Annotated in this window: 12 protein-coding genes; 7 read left to right on the top strand and 5 right to left on the bottom strand. The window is 61.9% G+C overall.

Annotation, left to right across the window (positions count from 1 at the left end):
- The first annotated feature begins 18 nt into the window (after positions 1-18).
- Positions 19-684: a CoA transferase subunit B gene (locus J3P84_RS10790; protein WP_003180355.1), complete on the top strand. Its 666-nt coding sequence runs from the start codon at positions 19-21 to the stop codon at positions 682-684.
- A gap of 11 nt (positions 685-695) precedes the next feature.
- Complete coding sequence (locus J3P84_RS10785; protein ID WP_434630084.1) at positions 696-1,877, top strand: acetyl-CoA C-acetyltransferase; 1,182 nt, start codon at positions 696-698, stop codon at positions 1,875-1,877.
- A 327-nt stretch (positions 1,878-2,204) separates the two neighbouring features.
- Here the strand turns inward: J3P84_RS10785 and J3P84_RS10780 are convergent, their stop codons facing one another.
- The gene (locus tag J3P84_RS10780) at positions 2,205-2,918 is read right to left on the bottom strand and encodes a FadR/GntR family transcriptional regulator (RefSeq protein ID WP_434630082.1); all 714 of its coding nucleotides are present in this window, start codon (positions 2,916-2,918) and stop codon (positions 2,205-2,207) included.
- Positions 2,919-3,245: 327 nt separating this feature from the next.
- Here J3P84_RS10780 and J3P84_RS10775 point away from each other — a divergent pair, with 327 nt between their 5' ends.
- On the top strand, positions 3,246-4,592 hold the full coding sequence (locus J3P84_RS10775; RefSeq protein WP_434630080.1) for an MFS transporter: 1,347 nt from the start codon (positions 3,246-3,248) through the stop codon (positions 4,590-4,592).
- Between the two features lie 30 nt (positions 4,593-4,622).
- On the top strand, positions 4,623-5,966 hold the full coding sequence (gudD, locus tag J3P84_RS10770; RefSeq protein WP_434630078.1) for a glucarate dehydratase: 1,344 nt from the start codon (positions 4,623-4,625) through the stop codon (positions 5,964-5,966).
- Positions 5,967-6,112: 146 nt separating this feature from the next.
- Here the strand turns inward: gudD and glgB are convergent, their stop codons facing one another.
- From glgB to J3P84_RS10755, 3 genes are all read right to left on the bottom strand, one after another.
- Entirely contained in the window at positions 6,113-8,347 is a 2,235-nt protein-coding gene (gene glgB / locus J3P84_RS10765) for a 1,4-alpha-glucan branching protein GlgB (protein WP_434630076.1), read from the bottom strand.
- Between the two features lie 11 nt (positions 8,348-8,358).
- Positions 8,359-11,703, bottom strand: coding sequence for a maltose alpha-D-glucosyltransferase (gene treS / locus J3P84_RS10760; RefSeq protein ID WP_434630074.1), 3,345 nt, complete (start codon positions 11,701-11,703; stop codon positions 8,359-8,361).
- Between the two features lie 208 nt (positions 11,704-11,911).
- Positions 11,912-13,909 carry an alpha-1,4-glucan--maltose-1-phosphate maltosyltransferase gene (locus J3P84_RS10755; protein WP_434630072.1) on the bottom strand — a complete coding sequence of 666 codons (1,998 nt, stop codon included), beginning with the start codon at positions 13,907-13,909 and terminating at the stop codon, positions 11,912-11,914.
- Positions 13,910-14,118: 209 nt separating this feature from the next.
- Between J3P84_RS10755 and J3P84_RS10750 the strand changes: the two genes are divergently transcribed.
- A complete protein-coding gene (locus tag J3P84_RS10750) occupies positions 14,119-14,283 on the top strand; it encodes a hypothetical protein (protein WP_434630070.1) in 165 nt (54 codons plus the stop codon).
- Positions 14,284-14,422: 139 nt separating this feature from the next.
- On the opposite strand, the gene J3P84_RS10745 is transcribed toward J3P84_RS10750, so the two are convergent.
- Positions 14,423-14,923 (bottom strand): MgtC/SapB family protein, encoded by a 501-nt coding sequence (locus J3P84_RS10745; protein ID WP_434573314.1) that lies wholly within the window; start codon positions 14,921-14,923, stop codon positions 14,423-14,425.
- Positions 14,924-15,059: 136 nt separating this feature from the next.
- Between J3P84_RS10745 and J3P84_RS10740 the strand changes: the two genes are divergently transcribed.
- Both J3P84_RS10740 and ccoG read left to right on the top strand, forming a co-directional pair.
- Positions 15,060-15,296 carry a DUF3203 family protein gene (locus J3P84_RS10740; RefSeq protein WP_434630068.1) on the top strand — a complete coding sequence of 79 codons (237 nt, stop codon included), beginning with the start codon at positions 15,060-15,062 and terminating at the stop codon, positions 15,294-15,296.
- A 195-nt stretch (positions 15,297-15,491) separates the two neighbouring features.
- The gene (gene ccoG / locus J3P84_RS10735; protein ID WP_434630066.1) at positions 15,492-16,904 is read left to right on the top strand and encodes a cytochrome c oxidase accessory protein CcoG; all 1,413 of its coding nucleotides are present in this window, start codon (positions 15,492-15,494) and stop codon (positions 16,902-16,904) included.
- The last annotated feature ends 72 nt before the right edge of the window (positions 16,905-16,976 follow it).

The following is a 16,976-nucleotide window of genomic DNA, read 5'->3' as shown; positions in this document are numbered from 1 at the left end:
GAATGAAGGAATAACACCATGGCACTTTCCCGCGAACAAATGGCTCAGCGCGTCGCCCGCGAAATGCAGGACGGCTACTACGTGAACCTCGGTATCGGCATCCCGACCCTGGTAGCCAACTACATTCCCGAAGGCATGGAAGTCATGCTGCAATCGGAAAACGGCTTGCTCGGCATGGGCGCGTTCCCCACCGAAGCCGAAGTCGATGCGGACATGATCAACGCCGGCAAACAGACGGTTACCGCGCGCATCGGTGCTTCGATCTTTTCTTCGGCCGAATCCTTCGCCATGATCCGTGGCGGCCACATCGACCTGACCGTACTCGGCGCGTTCGAAGTCGACGTCGAGGGCAACATCGCGTCGTGGATGATTCCCGGCAAGCTGGTCAAGGGCATGGGCGGCGCGATGGACCTGGTGGCCGGTGCCGAGAACATCATCGTCACCATGACCCATGCGTCCAAGGACGGTGAGTCGAAACTGCTGCCGCGCTGCAGCCTGCCGCTGACCGGCGCCGGTTGCATCAAGCGCGTACTGACTGACCTCGCCTACCTGGAAATCCAGGACGGCGCCTTTATTCTCAAGGAACGTGCCCCAGGCGTCAGCGTCGAGGAAATCGTCGCCAAGACCGCCGGCAAGCTGATCGTGCCGGACCACGTACCTGAAATGCAGTTCGCTGCCCAGTGAGGAGAGATTCGATGCAAGAAGTCGTGATTGTCGCCGCTACCCGTACCGCCATCGGCAGCTTCCAGGGCTCGCTGGCGGCCATTCCCGCGCCGGAACTTGGCGCCGCGGTGATCCGTCGCTTGCTGGAACAGACCGGTCTTTCCGGCGAGCAGGTCGATGAAGTGATCCTCGGCCAGGTATTGACTGCAGGTTCCGGACAGAACCCGGCGCGCCAGGCGTCGATCCTCGCCGGCCTGCCCCATGCCGTGCCAGCACTGACTCTGAACAAGGTCTGCGGCTCGGGTCTCAAGGCGCTGCACCTGGGCGCCCAGGCGATTCGCTGCGGCGATGCCGAAGTCATCATCGCCGGCGGCATGGAGAACATGAGCCTGGCCCCGTACGTGTTGCCAGCGGCCCGCACCGGTTTGCGCATGGGCCACGCGAAGATGATCGACAGCATGATCACCGATGGCCTGTGGGACGCGTTCAACGATTACCACATGGGCATCACCGCCGAGAACCTGGTGGACAAATACGGCATCAGCCGCGAGGCGCAGGATGCTTTCGCCGCGGCGTCCCATCAGAAAGCCGTCGCCGCCATCGAAGGCGGGCGTTTCGCCGATGAGATCACGCCGATCCTGATTCCCCAGCGCAAGGGCGATCCGGTGGCCTTTGCTACTGACGAGCAGCCCCGCGCCGGTACTACCGCTGAATCCTTGGCCAAGCTCAAGCCGGCCTTCAAGAAAGACGGCAGCGTCACTGCGGGCAATGCGTCCTCGCTCAACGATGGCGCCGCCGCCGTGATCCTGATGAGCGCGGAAAAAGCCAAGGCGCTGGGCTTGCCGATATTGGCAAAAATCAGTGCCTACGCCAACGCCGGTGTCGACCCGGCCATCATGGGCATCGGCCCGGTCTCGGCCACCCGTCGCTGCCTGGACAAGGCCGGCTGGTCGCTGGATCAACTTGACCTGATCGAAGCCAACGAAGCCTTCGCCGCCCAATCCCTGGCTGTCGCCAAGGAACTGCAATGGGACATGGACAAGGTCAACGTCAACGGCGGCGCCATTGCCCTGGGCCATCCGATCGGGGCATCGGGTTGCCGGGTGCTGGTGACGCTGTTGCATGAAATGATCAAGCGCGACGCCAGGAAAGGCCTCGCGACACTGTGCATCGGCGGCGGTCAGGGCGTGGCTCTCGCACTGGAGCGGGCGTAACCGGCAACAGGCAAAACGGTGGCTGCGCGGACCCACGATATCCGCGTGACCACTGGCAGCAGACCGGCGCAACTTTGGTTGCGCCGGTTTTTTTTGCCTGCACCGGCCCCGTGGCGAGGGAGCTTGCTCCCGCTCGACTGCGCAGCAGTCGCAAAACCGGCTGACGCGATCAGACTGCGAGAATGCAAGGGGCCTGCTGCGCAGGCCAGCGGGAGCAAGCTCCCTCGCCACGGGGGATTCGCCATGGCGCGGAATCCGGCAGCGCCTGCAATCGAATGTGGGAGCGAGCTTGCTCGCGAAGGCGACAGACCAGGCGACGCGGATCTTTCAGGTCCCTGCGCCAAACCGGTCGCGGCTGTTGGTCAGGTGCAGCCACATGGCGGCGCGGGCGGCATCGGGGTCCTGGCGCTGGATGGCGTTGAAAATCGCCTCGTGCTCCAGGTTCGCAAACTGCGCCAGCTTGCCCAGGTCCGCCTGGCCGCGTTCGGCCATGTTCACCCGGGTGCGGGGGATCATCGCACTGCCCAGGTGCTGCATGATTTCGACAAAACAGCTGTTATCCGTGGCCTCAGCAATCAGCAAATGAAAACGCCGGTCAGCCTCGACGCAGCTGTCGTTGTTGTTGAGCAAGCGCTGGTAGTCGTCCAGCGCCTGGCGCATCTGCTGCAATTGCTCCTCACTGCGGCGCTGGGCCGCCAGCGCCGCGGCCTGGGTTTCCAGGCCCAGGCGCAATTCGAGAATCCCGCGCACGCCCGCTGCAGTATCGACGTTGAGCCTCAGCCCCTGCTCTCCCGTCTGCTCCAGCACAAAAGTACCGATGCCATGGCGAGTCTCCACCAACCCCGAGGCCTGCAATTTGGAGATCGCCTCGCGCACCACCGTGCGGCTGACCCCATGCTCGCGCACGAAAGCACCCTCCGACGGCAGTTTCTCTCCAGGCTTCAACTGCCCCAGCAGGATGCTCTGGCTCAACTTCGCCACCAGGTCATGGGCCAGGTTGTGGGTGCGCTTGCGCAGAGGCGTTTGAGTGTCTTGCTGCATGTGCCACGGGTTCCTTGAAAACAGGCTCGTCGATCCTACCATCCGCCGCGTCGGAGTTGTTTGCGGATGCAGGCCAACTTGTATGACAACAGCCAATATCACGCTGGCTTAATCCTGGAAAGCTCACCAGGCGTTTGCTGTCTCAACGCCTGAGCAATCCGGCCACAACCTCATCAAAGCCAACAAACACGGTATAAGGATGACCACATTCAATCCAATCGTGCTCAAAAACTGCTTGTCAGATAAAAAAATCAACTTGTATGATGTCTATCAACATCGGCACCTGCACGATGCCCCGCATAAAAATAAACAGTGGGAGAAAATCCAGTGAACTCATCCAGCCTCAAGGCAGATGCCGGCGCGGATCCGGTGCTGTCCTCGGCCATATCCAAGGTCAAGCGCCACATCCTGCCGCTGTTCGTCATCATGTTCATCGTCAACTACATCGACCGTGTGAACATCGGCTTCGTCCGTTCCCATATGGAGCACGACCTGGGCATCGGCGCAGCCGCCTATGGTTTTGGCGCCGGCCTGTTCTTCATCGGCTACGCGCTGTTCGAAGTCCCGTCCAACATCCTCCTGCAACGCATCGGCGCCCGTATCTGGCTGACCCGCATCATGCTCACCTGGGGCCTGGTGGCGGCAGGCATGGCCTTCATCCAGAACGAAACCCACTTCTACATCCTGCGTTTCCTGCTGGGTGTGGCCGAAGCCGGTTTCTTTCCCGGCGTGATCTACTACTTCACGCGGTGGCTGCCCGGCGTCGAGCGCGGCAAGGCCATCGCGATTTTCCTCAGCGGCTCGGCGATCGCTTCGCTGATCTCCGGCCCGCTGTCGGGGCTGCTTTTGCAGATCAACGGCCTGGGCATGCACGGCTGGCAGTGGATGTACTTCATCGAGGGGATGTTTTCGGTCTGCCTCTGTGTGTTCGTCTGGTTCTGGCTGGACTCCAAGCCTCACGACGCCAAGTGGCTCAGTCGCGACGAGCAGGATGCGCTGGTCAAGGCCATCGACGATGAACAGGCGGCCCGTGAAGCGGCGACGCCGATCAAACTGTCGATCGGCCAATTGCTCAAGGACCGCCAGATCATCCTGTTCTGCCTGATCTATTTCTTTATCCAACTGACCATCTACGCGGCGACCTTCTGGCTGCCGAGCATTATCAAAAAGATGGGCGAGCTCAGCGACCTTCAGGTCGGCCTGTTCAATTCGATTCCCTGGCTGCTGTCGATCGTCGGCATGTACGCCTTCGCCTCGCTGTCGGCCAAATGGAAGTTCCAGCAGGCCTGGGTTGCCGCTGCCCTGTTGATCGCTGCGGCAGGCATGTTCATGTCCACCACCGGCGGGCCGATCTTCGCTTTCGTTGCGATCTGCTTTGCGGCCCTGGGTTTCAAGTCCGCCTCTTCGCTGTTCTGGCCGATCCCCCAGGCCTACCTGGACGCACGGATCGCCGCCGGTGTCATCGCGCTGATCAATTCGGTGGGCAACCTCGGCGGATTCGTCGCCCCGACTACTTTCGGCCTGCTTGAGCAGCACACCGGCTCGATCCAGGGCGGGCTCTATGGCCTGGCGGCCACGTCGATCATTGCCGCGATCATCGTGTTTGCCGCGCGCAATACGCCCAAGCCGAAAACCCTAAAGCCTTCCACCGACCCGGCTACCAGTCACGCCTGACCACAACAATAACTCAAGGATCCGTACACGATGACTACCCAAGAAACCAGCAAAGCCCCGATCATCACCAGCATGCAAGTTGTGCCCGTGGCTGGCCACGACGGCATGTTGCTCAACCTCAGCGGTGCCCATGGCCCGTTTTTCACCCGCAACATCGTGATTCTCAAGGACAACGCAGGGCATACTGGCGTGGGCGAAGTGCCCGGCGGTGAGCGCATTCGCCAGACCCTTGAAGATGCTCGCTCACTGGTGGTTGGCAGCCCGATCGGCACCTACCAGAAAATCCTCAACAGCGTACGCCAGGCCTTTGCCGATCGTGACGCCGGCGGTCGCGGCCTGCAGACCTTCGACCTGCGTATCACCATCCACGCCGTCACCGGCCTGGAAGCTGCGTTGCTCGACCTGCTCGGCCAGCACCTGGATGTACCGGTCGCCGCCCTGCTCGGCGAAGGCCAGCAGCGCGATGAAGTGAAGATGCTCGGCTACCTGTTCTACGTCGGTGATCGCCAGCAGACCGACCTGCCCTACCGCAGCGAACCGCAGGCTGAAAACGACTGGTTCCGCGTACGCCACGAAAAAGCCCTGGACGCTGACGCGGTGGTACGTCTGGCCGAGGCGGCCCACGCGCACTATGGCTTCGAGGATTTCAAGCTCAAGGGCGGCGTGCTCAGGGGCGATGAAGAGATCGAAGCGGTGACGGCGTTGGCCGAGCGTTTCCCCCAGGCGCGCATCACCCTGGACCCGAACGGCGCCTGGTCACTCAAGGAGGCCATCCGCCTGTGCCGTGACCAGCACAAGGTGCTGGCCTATGCCGAAGACCCTTGCGGTGCCGAGAATGGTTATTCGGGTCGTGAAGTCATGGCCGAATTCCGTCGCGCCACAGGCCTCAAGACCGCCACCAACATGATTGCCACCGACTGGCGCGAAATGGGTCACGCGATTACGTTGCAGTCGGTCGACATTCCCTTGGCGGACCCGCATTTCTGGACGATGCAGGGTTCGGTGCGGGTGGCGCAAATGTGCAATGAATGGGGCCTGACCTGGGGCTCTCACTCCAACAATCACTTCGATATTTCCCTGGCGATGTTTACCCACGTCGCGGCCGCCGCACCGGGCGACATCACCGCCATCGACACTCACTGGATCTGGCAGGACGGCCAACGGCTGACCAAGGCGCCCTTGCAGATCCGCGGTGGCTGCGTGCAGGTGCCGAAGAAACCGGGGCTGGGGATCGAACTGGACATGGACCAGTTGGCCAAGGCTCATGAGTTGTACAAAGGCATGGGACTTGGGGCGCGGGATGATTCGGTGGCGATGCAGTATCTGATCCCGGGCTGGACATTCAACAACAAGCAGCCGTGCCTGGTGCGCTGAGAGGCTGAGGACTTTTAGCTCAGCACTGTGGGAGCGAGCCTGCTCGCGACAGCGGAGTGTCTGTCAGCACTTTTGTGACTGACTGACCGCCATCGCGAGCAAGCTCGCTCCCACATTGGATCAATGTGATCCAAATGAATCCGGGCCTATCCCTCCGGTCGCAGGATCAGCACCGCCAGCGGCGGCAGGTTCAGTTCCAGCGACAGCGCCTGGCCATGGCTGGGGATCGCCTCGGTGGATGCACCGCCGCCGTTGCCATAGTTGGAACCGGCATAGGTGTCGGCGTCGCTGTTGAGCAATTCCACCCAGCGTCCGCCAAACGGCACGCCGACCCGATACGCCTCGCGCGGCACCGGCGTGAAGTTGGCGACCACCAGTACCGGCCGGCCATCCTTGCTCCAGCGCAGCCATGCATAGACACTGTTGACCGCATCGTCACCAATCAGCCATTGGAAGCCTTGCGGCGCATCGTCCTGGTCATGCAGCGCCGGTTCTTCGCGATAGAGCCGGTTCAGGTCGCTCACCAGCTTCTGCACGCCCCGGTGCTCGGGGTATTGCAGCAGGTACCAGTCCAATTGCTGGTCATGGTTCCACTCGCGCCATTGGCCAAACTCGCAGCCCATGAACAACAGTTTCTTGCCGGGATGGCCCCACATGAAGCTCAGGTAGGCGCGCAGGTTGGCGAATTTCTGCCAGCGGTCACCGGGCATCTTGTCGATCAGCGAGCGTTTGCCGTGGACCACTTCGTCATGGGAAATCGGCAAGACAAAACGCTCGGACCAGGCGTAAACCAGGCCGAAGCTCAGTTCGTTGTGGTGATGAGCGCGGTACACCGGGTCCTGCTGGATGTAATGCAGCGAATCGTGCATCCAGCCCATGTTCCATTTGTAGGCGAAACCCAGGCCGCCCTGCTGCGTGCTCTGGCTGACACCCGGCCACGCCGTGGACTCCTCGGCAATCACCAGCGCGCCGGGCGTCTCCAGTGCAACCACGTCGTTGAGGTGGCGCAGGAAGTCGATGGCTTCCAGGTTCTCCCGTCCGCCGTGGCGGTTGGGTACCCACTCGCCGGCCTTGCGCGAATAGTCGCGATACAGCATCGAGGCCACCGCATCCACCCGCAGGCCGTCGACATGGAAATGCTTGAGCCAATGCAAGGCCGAGGCCAGCATGAACCCATGGACTTCGGTGCGCCCGAGGTTGTAGATCAGCGTGTCCCAATCCTGGTGGAAGCCTTCCAGCGGGTTGCCGTATTCATACAGCGCGGTCCCGTCGAACTGGGCCAGGCCGTGGGTATCGGTCGGGAAATGCGCCGGCACCCAATCGAGGATCACGCCGATATTGGCCTGGTGGCAGGCGTTGACGAACGCGGCGAAATCATCGGGCGAACCGAAACGCGCGGTTGGGGCAAATTGCGACAGCGGTTGATAGCCCCACGAGCCGCCAAACGGGTGTTCCATGATCGGCATCAGTTCGATGTGGGTGAAGCCCAGGTCCTTGACGTAGGGAATCAACCGCTCGGCCATTTCATGCCAGTTGTACTGCCGGGAAACCTCCCCCGCCTCGTCGATCTCGCACTGCCAGGAACCGGCATGCAACTCGTAGATCGACAGCGGCGCGCCGGGTAGCTGGCGCTCGCGGCGGCTTTGCATCCACTCGTCGTCTTGCCATTCGATTTTCAACGGCGCGGCGACCTTGGATGCCGTGTCCGGTGGCATCTGGGTGGCCAGGGCCACCGGGTCGGCCTTGAGCGGCAGGATGCCGTGGGCGCCAAGGATTTCGTATTTGTAGCCTTCACCCGGACCGAGCCGCGGGATGAATATCTCCCACACGCCGGACGGATAACGGATGCGCATTGGATGCCGGCGCCCGTCCCAGACGTTGAAGTCCCCCACCACCGACACCCGGCGCGCGTTCGGCGCCCAGACCGCGAAGCGCACACCGTCGACGCCATCAACCGTCTTCAGTTGCGCACCGAGGCACGCGCTGAGGTCGCGGTGATTGCCTTCGGCGAACAGGTAAAGATCCATCTCCCCCAGCAGCGGGCCGAAGCTGTAGGGGTCTTCGGCAACCTGCTCGCCGCCCGCCCAACGGGTGCGCAGCAGGTACGGCTGTGCGCGGTCGAAATGGCCGACGAACAGGCCCGGCGTTTCGGTGGCCTGCAATTCGCCCAGCTCCTCGCCGCCGTCACGGGCGAGCACATGCACGCTCAACGCACCGGGCAGGTACGCGCGGATAAATTGTCCGCCCGCCCCGTCGCCATGCGGGCCCAGGATCGAGAACGGATCTTGGTGTTCGGCGCGCACCAGCGCGTCGATGTCGCGGGGGGCCGGCAACAATGCCTCTTTGGCCTGCCCCTGGGTTTCCTTGTTCGAGACGCTCATGATTCTCTCCACTAAATCGGTCCGGCTAAATCGGAAAAGGGTTGCAGCCCACTCAACAGCCCGTACAGACCGTGCAACGGCACGGGCAGCCAGGCGGGGCGATTCTCGGCTTCATAAGCCACTTCATAGGCCGCCTTCTCCAGGCCGAACAACGCCAGCGCGGCGTCCTCGCCTTCAGCATCCTTCCATTCATGGGCAAGACTAGCTGCCGCCAGCCGATACGCCTCGACAAATGCCTGGCGGGCCTCAATCAAATAGCGGTCGGCGACCCGTTTGCGCGCCGCATCGGCGTCGGCCGTCGTGTCCACGGTGTGCAGTTGGACCGCCATCGCTGCCGCGTAATCGAAGGAACGCAGCACGCCGCTGACGTCTTTGTACGGGCTGTGCTTGCCACGCCGCTCATGCAACGGCCGCGCCGGCTCACCCTCGAAGTCGATCAGGTAGGCGTCGCCCTTGATCACCAGCACCTGCCCCAGGTGAAGGTCGCCATGCACCCGGATACGCAAGCCACCGGCCGCCTTGCCGGCCAGTTCCTGGACATGGGCCAGCACGGTTTTCCTGTGTTCCAGCAAGCGTGCGACCATGGCTTGGTCCGCCGGGTTCAATTGCCCCTGGTTCTGCTTGAGCAGACGCAAGGCGTTTTCCACCTGGGCGACAACGTCCTTGCCGATCGCCTGGGCCTCTTTGGTGCTGGTGGCCTGCGGCGCGAAGTCCGGGTTGTCGGTGGGCTGGGCAAGCACCTTGTGCATTTCCCCCAGACGCTGGCCGAGCATGCCGGCGAAGTCCTTCAGCTCGCCCAGGGCGTTGTAGTGCTGTTCCTGTTCGGACACCGCGTCCGCCAGTTCGTCGCGCAAGGCGCGCTCGAGGTTGTTCTGTGTCCATTCCCACGCATCACCCTGATTGCTCAGGTAACCCTGGGCGATCATCAGCAGCGCATCCTCGCCCCTCGCGTCGCGGCGAATCACCGAACCCAGCAGCGGCGAAATATTGCTGAAGCCGGCAGCGGTCAGGTAAGCGCTCATCTCCAGTTCCGGATGCACGCCCGACGCGACCTTGCGGATGAGCTTGAGCACTAGGCTGCCGCCAACCACCACCGAACTGTTGGACTGCTCGGCGGACAGGTAGCGCACCTCCGGCTCGGCGCCAAGGTTCAGCGCCGCCAGGCCTGCGGTGGGTTCAAAACGCAACTCGCCATCGGCGCACGGCAATACCGTGTTGGCCTGGATGCCTTGCATCACGGCTCGCACGAAGCTCTCCAGGGTGAACGCATCGGTAATCAGCCCGACCTGACGCCCCCGGCGGACCCGCGACAAGGCCAGTTGCTGGGGCAGCGCCGGGCCCACCTGGTCCTCGGCCAACAGACCGAATGGCAGTTGATAGCGCAGCGTCTGACCGGCACTGGTCACGTCGATTTCGCTCAACAGCACAGGCCGTTGCGGATCACCGAAGCGCACGCCATAGACGATGTCGACTTTCTCGATAGCGCTGTCCTTGCCGGCGAACCAGCGACGGTTCTGCAGCCAGCTTGGCAGAATGCTCTGCTCCAACGTGGTGCGTGACGGCGCCTCGAGCAATTCTTCCAAGCGCTTTTTCAGTACCAGCGTGGTGAAGTCCGGCAGGCTCTGCGCAGGTTCCACATGCCAGCTCGGCATCTGGTTTTCCGCCGCCAGGGCGAACCAGTAGAAGCCGTACGGCGCCAGGGTCAGGAGGAAATTCAACTGACCGATGGGCGGGAAGGCATTACCCCCGAGCATTTCCACCGGGACCATGCCGGCATAGGCCGAGAGGTCCAGCTCCGCCGCCTGGGCGCTACGTGAAACGTTGGCGACGCAGAGAATGATTTCATGCTTGCCATCCGGGCCGGTGTATTCACGGGTGTAGGCAAGGATCCGGCGGTTACTCGGCGACAGCATTTTCAGCGTGCCCCGGCCGAAGGCCTTGGACTGCTTGCGCACCGCGAGCATCCGACGGGTCCAGTTGAGCAGCGAGTGCGGGTCGCCGGCCTGGGTCTCGACGTTCACCGAGAGGTAGCCGTACTGTGGATCCATGATCGGCGGCAGCACCAGACTCGCCGGGTCGGCGCGGGAGAAACCGCCGTTGCGGTCGATGGACCACTGCATCGGCGTGCGCACGCCGTCGCGGTCACCGAGGTAGATGTTGTCGCCCATGCCGATTTCATCGCCGTAGTACAAAGTCGGCGTACCGGGCATCGACAGCAGCAAACTGTTGAGCAATTCCACGCGGCGACGGTCGCGCTCCATCAGCGGCGCCAGGCGACGGCGAATGCCCAGGTTGATCCGCGCCCGGCGATCGGCCGCGTAGTAATTCCATAGGTAATCGCGCTCCTTGTCGGTGACCATTTCCAGGGTCAGCTCATCGTGGTTGCGCAAGAAAATCGCCCATTGGCAATTGGCTGGAATCTCCGGAGTCTGGCGCAGGATGTCGGTGATCGGGAAACGATCCTCCTGGGCCAGCGCCATGTACATGCGCGGCATCAACGGGAAGTGGAACGCCATGTGGCATTCGTCGCCATTGAGGCCTTGAGCGTCGACATCGCCAAAATACAGCTGGGTGTCTTCCGGCCACTGATTGGCCTCGGCCAGCAGCATGCGGTCGGGGTAATTGGCGTCGATCTCGGCGCGGATCAACTTGAGGACGTCATGAGTCTCGGGCAAATTTTCGTTGTTGGTGCCGTCGCGCTCGATCAGGTACGGAATCGCGTCCAGGCGCAGGCCATCGATGCCCATGTCGAGCCAGTAGCGCATCACCGACAGCACGGCCTTGATGACCTGCGGGTTGTCGAAGTTGAGGTCCGGCTGGTGGGAATAGAAGCGGTGCCAGAAGTACTGGCCGGCCACCGGATCCCAGGTCCAGTTGGACTTCTCGGTATCGAGGAAAATGATCCGCGTGCCGTCGTACTTGTGATCGTCATCCGACCAGACGTAGAAATCACGCGCCTTCGAGCCCTTCTTGGCCTTGCGCGCGCGCTGGAACCAGGGATGCTGGTCCGAGGTGTGGTTGATGACCAGCTCGGTGATGACCCGCAGGTTGCGCTTGTGGGCCTCGGCAATGAAGCGCCGCGCATCGGCCATGGTGCCGTAGTCGGGGCTGACGCCACGGTACTCGGCGATGTCATAACCGTCATCGCGCCGGGGCGAAGGATAGAACGGCAGCAGCCAGATGGTGTTGACGCCCAGGTCGGCAATGTAGTCGAGCTTCTCGATCAGCCCGGGAAAGTCGCCGATCCCGTCGTTGTTGGAGTCGAAATAGGATTTGACGTGGACTTGATAGATGACCGCGTCCTTGTACCAGAGCGGGTCATTGATAAAGGTGGCAGACCGGGGTTTCTTGGCCATTTGCAACTCCTGAAAATTCGATAGAACCGCGGGTCACAGGCTTGTTTCTTTTGTGATGCAAGATCTCTGTGGCGAGGGGATTTATCCCCGCTGGGTTGCGAAGCGACCCCAAAAGCTTCAGCGCGGCCAACCGGACGTATCCGTTTTGACCCATTGGGGCTGGCCCAGCGGGGATAAATCCCCTCGCCACGAGAGCCGTTCTCGCGCCTCACGCCACGCTGATCCGCCAGATCCCGAACGGCTGGTATGCCGGGTCGATCCGCATGAACTGGTACTTGCCATACCAGGTCCAGCGGTGGCCGTTCATCAAATCCTCGCCCTGGGTCTGGGCATCGTCCGGCAGGCCCATCTCCCACAACGGCAATTCGAAATTGGCTTCCTGGACATTGCGCGGATCGAGGCTCACCGCCACCAGGATGAAGTTGCTGCCATCCGGCGTGCGCTTGCCGAAGTACAGGATGTTGTCGTTCCAGGCGTTGTAGATCTTCAGCCCCAGGTGCGTATGCAGCGCCGGGTTCTGGCGGCGGATACGGTTGAGCTGAGCGATCTCGGCGATGATGTTGCCCGGCGCGGTGAAATCCCGTGGCCGGATCTCGTACTTCTCCGAATCGAGGTATTCCTCCTTGCCTGGCACCGCTGCTGATTCGCAAAGCTCGAAGCCCGAATACATGCCCCACAGGCCCGACCCCATGGTCGCCAGCGCGGCGCGAATCAGAAAACCGGCGCGCCCCGACTCATGGAGGAACGCCGGGTTGATATCCGGCGTATTGACGAAGAAATTCGGCCGGTAGCATTCGCGCAAAGGCGACTCATTGAGCTCAGTGAAATAGGTCGCCAGTTCGGCCTTGGTGTTGCGCCAGGTAAAATAGGTGTAGCTCTGGGAATAACCGACCTTGCCCAGCCGCGCCATCATCGCCGGCGTGGTGAAGGCTTCCGCCAGGAACATTACGTCCGGGTACTGCGTGCGCACATCGGCGATCAGCCACTGCCAGAACGGCAACGGCTTGGTGTGGGGGTTGTCGACGCGGAATATCTTCACGCCCTCGTTGACCCAGCCCACCACGATGTCGCGCAGTTCGGTCCACAGGCTCGGTATCGCATCGGCGGCGTAGAAATCGACGTTGACGATGTCCTGGTATTTTTTCGGCGGGTTCTCCGCGTATTTGATCGTGCCGTCAGGCCGCCAGCTGAACCAGCCCGGATGCTGCTTGAGCCAGGGGTGATCCTGGGAACACTGGATGGCGAAGTCGAGGGCGATTTCCAGGCCGTGATCGGCTGCGGCGGCCACCAGGCGGCGGAAATCCTCGCGCGTCCCCAACTGCGGGTGAATCGCCTCGTGCCCGCCCTCCTCGCTGCCAATGGCGTAAGGGCTGCCCGGATCGTCGGGGCCGGCGGTCAGGGAGTTGTTCGGACCTTTGCGGAAACTGCGCCCGATCGGGTGGATCGGCGGGAAGTACAGCACGTCGAAGCCCATGTCCTGGATCACCGCCAAGCGCGAATGCACGTCGTTGAATGTGCCGTGGCGGCTGGGATCATCGGTGATCGAGCGAGGGAACAACTCATACCAGCTGGCGAACTCGGCCCGCTCACGCTCCACGTCCAGCGGATATTCGGGACTGATGCTCAGGTAAGGCCGATGGTCGGCCAGCGACATCAGGTCCGCACTGCGTGGTTCAAGGAACAGGGCGACCTGTTCTTCTGGCAACAGACTCGAAAGCTGCTGGTGCAACTCGGCCAGCTGTTCGCTCAATTCCCCATCGCTGCGCTCGGCAGCCTGTTGCACGTGATTGCGACCCTCCTGCAGCTCCAGGCTGATGGGGACCCCGGCGGCGAATTTTTTTTCCAGCTCGTAGCGGAAGCTGGCGAACTGATCAAACCAGGCCTCGATGCAAAACACGTAGCGGCCGACGGCCGGTAGGTTAAATTGACCGCGCCAGCTGTTGTTGCCCAGCTCGGTCATCACTTCGCTGTTCCAGATATCGTCTTCCAGCGCACGCCAGCGGATCCGCACAGCCAACTTATCGTGGCCATCGGCAAACACCTTGCTGGTCACCGTCACGTCCTGTCCCGCCAGGGCCTTGGCGGCAAACTGCCCGCCATCGATCACCGGCATGGTGTTTTCAATCGCAATACGTGGCAATAACAACGCCTGGGACAACGGCAGATGCGGGTTGTACGCCAGGTCATTTGGCTGTTCGGCAGTCATCGAGCATCGCTCCTTCTACGCCCCATGGACGCGCTTGTGGCGGTAAAGGCCCAATGGGTCCCTGATTTAACTCACTTAAGCTCCGAACCGGACCGGCGACCAAAAGTTCAGCACGATTTACTGGCCGGCACCGGGGAATCAAACCCGTCGGGCCATGGTCAACCAGACAAGCACGACTCAAGCCACATCCAACCCGGAGGCCCGATCGAATGACCATTCCCATCCCGGCCGAAACACCCGATCCGAACATCGACGACCCAATCCTGCCGCCACCCGGTCCGGATCCCGAGCCGATTCCAGAGAAAGACCCACCGCTGGACCCGCAACCGCCTTTGGGAGATCCGCCGAGCGAGGCGCCGCCGGAGCGGGTTTGACTCGACAGATCAGTGATAAACCTGTGGGAGCGAGCCTGCTCGCGAAAGCGGTGTGTCAGTCAGCATAGGTGGTGCTGATTACTCCGCCTTCGCGAGCAGGCTCGCTCCCACAGAATTCAATGCCCAGTCCGGCGAATGGTTACAACTTTTCATCTTTTTCCAGCGCCCGAACAATCATCGGCATCACACTGAAAATCGCCAGCGCCAGCACCGTACTGAGCAACGCTGTCGCTTCCCGGCCCAATCCGGCGGCAACGCCGATGGCGGCGGTCATCCACAGGCCGGCGGCGGTGGTCAGGCCTTTTACGTGGCTTTCGTCGCCATTGTCGTTTTTCAGGATGGTGCCGGCGCCGAGGAAGCCGATGCCAGCGACGACGCCCTGAATCACCCGGCTCATCGCGTCGGCCTGGGAGCCGGACATCTGCGGCACCAACACGAACAGCGCGGCGCCCAGCGCCACCAGCATATGGGTGCGCACGCCGGCGGCCTTGCCCTTGTGCTCACGCTCGAACCCCAGGATGCCCCCCAGCAGTGCAGCCATTACCAGGCGCACCGTCACCCGTGTCATCTGCTCGGTATCGGTGATGTCGGCGAATTCAGCTTGCAGGGTTATCCATACTTCATCCCACCACGATTCCATGGACCTTCCTCTCTTCACTCGATAAATGATGGACCACAAGCGATGCGAGACGTGCGACCGACCGCTGATCAGCCGCAACGAACCCTGCCGGCGGCACGCCACCTAACGTTCAGACATTGAAGGAAGGAGCATCAACATGACTGTACGAATCGATGACAACCGGACCTGCCACTTCGTCACCCCCAACGGCCAGGAACAGCGACCGGCGAGCGAGTTGACGATCATTACCGACCCGGACAAGGCCATGTCAGCCGTGGAGCTCAATGGCGGGCGGGTCTACCTGACCGAGGCGGAAGTGGATGCCCTGACCGTGGCCGGAGCGGCTGACGGACGGCAGAACCTGAAGGCGACTGACAGCGACTCAGTGATCTGACTCCACGTGGCGAGGGAGCTTGCTCCCTAGCCATAGGAGGGGGGTTGTTCGGTCATCGCCGGGTGCATCAAAGTGTCGCAGGGCCGGGGCCGCGCGGTATCTGATCCGTTTTTTATCCCGCTACCTGAGTCTGTTATGCAAACAGTTCAATGGTCATAGTGCTCCGGCCAGATAGCGGCTGATGAGCGACCGACCATGAGCGAAAGAATCCCCGCCCAGTTGATACAGACTTTCGACCCCGCACCCACGAGAATCAGGGCCAGGACTACCAACAACCTGATCCACACCCGTAGCTTCAGCGGTTTGTTTCGTACCCTGCGCATCAGCGGTGCCGGCGTCCTGTTCCCGCTGTTCTTCGGCACGGTTTGGCTGGACTGGAACGGTCGCCAGGCAGTGCTCTGGGATCTTTCCGAGAGCAAATTCCATATTTTCGGCGCGACCTTCTGGCCCCAGGACTTCATCCTGCTCTCGGCGTTGTTGATCATTGCCGCGTTCGGCCTGTTTGCGATTACCGTGTTCGCCGGGCGCGTGTGGTGCGGCTACACCTGTCCTCAGAGCTCATGGACCTGGATCTTCATGTGGGTCGAGAAGATCACCGAAGGTGAGCGCAATCAGCGGATCAAGCTGCAAGCCGCGCCGTGGGGCGTGAACAAACTGCTGCGACGCTCGGCCAAACATACGTTGTGGCTGGCCATCAGCCTGCTCACCGGCCTGACGTTCGTAGGCTACTTCACCCCGATCCGGCCGCTGGCGGAAGAGCTGCTGACCCTGCAAATGGCTGGCGTCAGCCTGTTCTGGGTGGTTTTTTTCACCGGGGCCACTTACCTCAACGCCGGCTGGCTGCGCGAAGCCGTGTGCATGCACATGTGCCCTTATGCGCGATTTCAAAGCGTGATGTTCGACAAGGACACGCTGACCATTTCCTACGACGTGGCCCGTGGCGAAATTCGCGGCCCGCGCAAACGCGATGCGGTCCCGGCCAACATCGGGCTGGGCGACTGCATTGACTGCCAGATGTGCGTACAGGTCTGCCCGACCGGCATCGATATTCGCGACGGTCTGCAAATGGAGTGCATCGGCTGCGCGGCCTGCATCGACGCCTGCGATTCGATCATGGACAAGATGGGCTACGCCCGTGGCCTGATCAAATACACCTCCGAACGTCAGCTGCAAGGCGGCAAGACTCACCTGCTGCGACCACGGCTGGTCGGCTACACGGCGGTACTGATGGTCATGATCGCTGCGCTGGCCCTGGCACTGGTGGAGCGGCCAATGGTGTCGCTGGATGTGAGCAAGGACCGTGGGCTGTTCCGTGAGAACAGCCAGGGCCAGATCGAAAACATCTACAGCCTGAAGATCATCAACAAGACCCAGCAACGCCAGGCGTACCAACTGTCGCTGGTGGACAGCGACGGTTTCGTCCTGCAAGGCAAGACCCAGTTGAGCCTGGCGCCCGGAGAAATCGTCGACGTGCCGGTGTCGGTGGCGATGCTCAACGAACGGCCGGACAAAGGCTCGCAGGAACTGACGTTCAAAGTTGCCGACAGTGATAAGCCCGATGTTTACAGCGAAGCAAAAAGCCGTTTTGTAGCACCGATGAATCGGTGAACCCTTAAGATGCCTTGCTTTTGTGGGAGCGAGCTCGCTCGCGATGGCGGCCCGCCAGACGACCTCAACGTT

The organism is Pseudomonas sp. Z1-29, assembly GCF_051131995.1.
Lineage (GTDB): Bacteria > Pseudomonadota > Gammaproteobacteria > Pseudomonadales > Pseudomonadaceae > Aquipseudomonas.
Note: the sequence above shows the minus strand (reverse complement) of the source record. Positions and strands in the feature narration are given on the sequence as shown.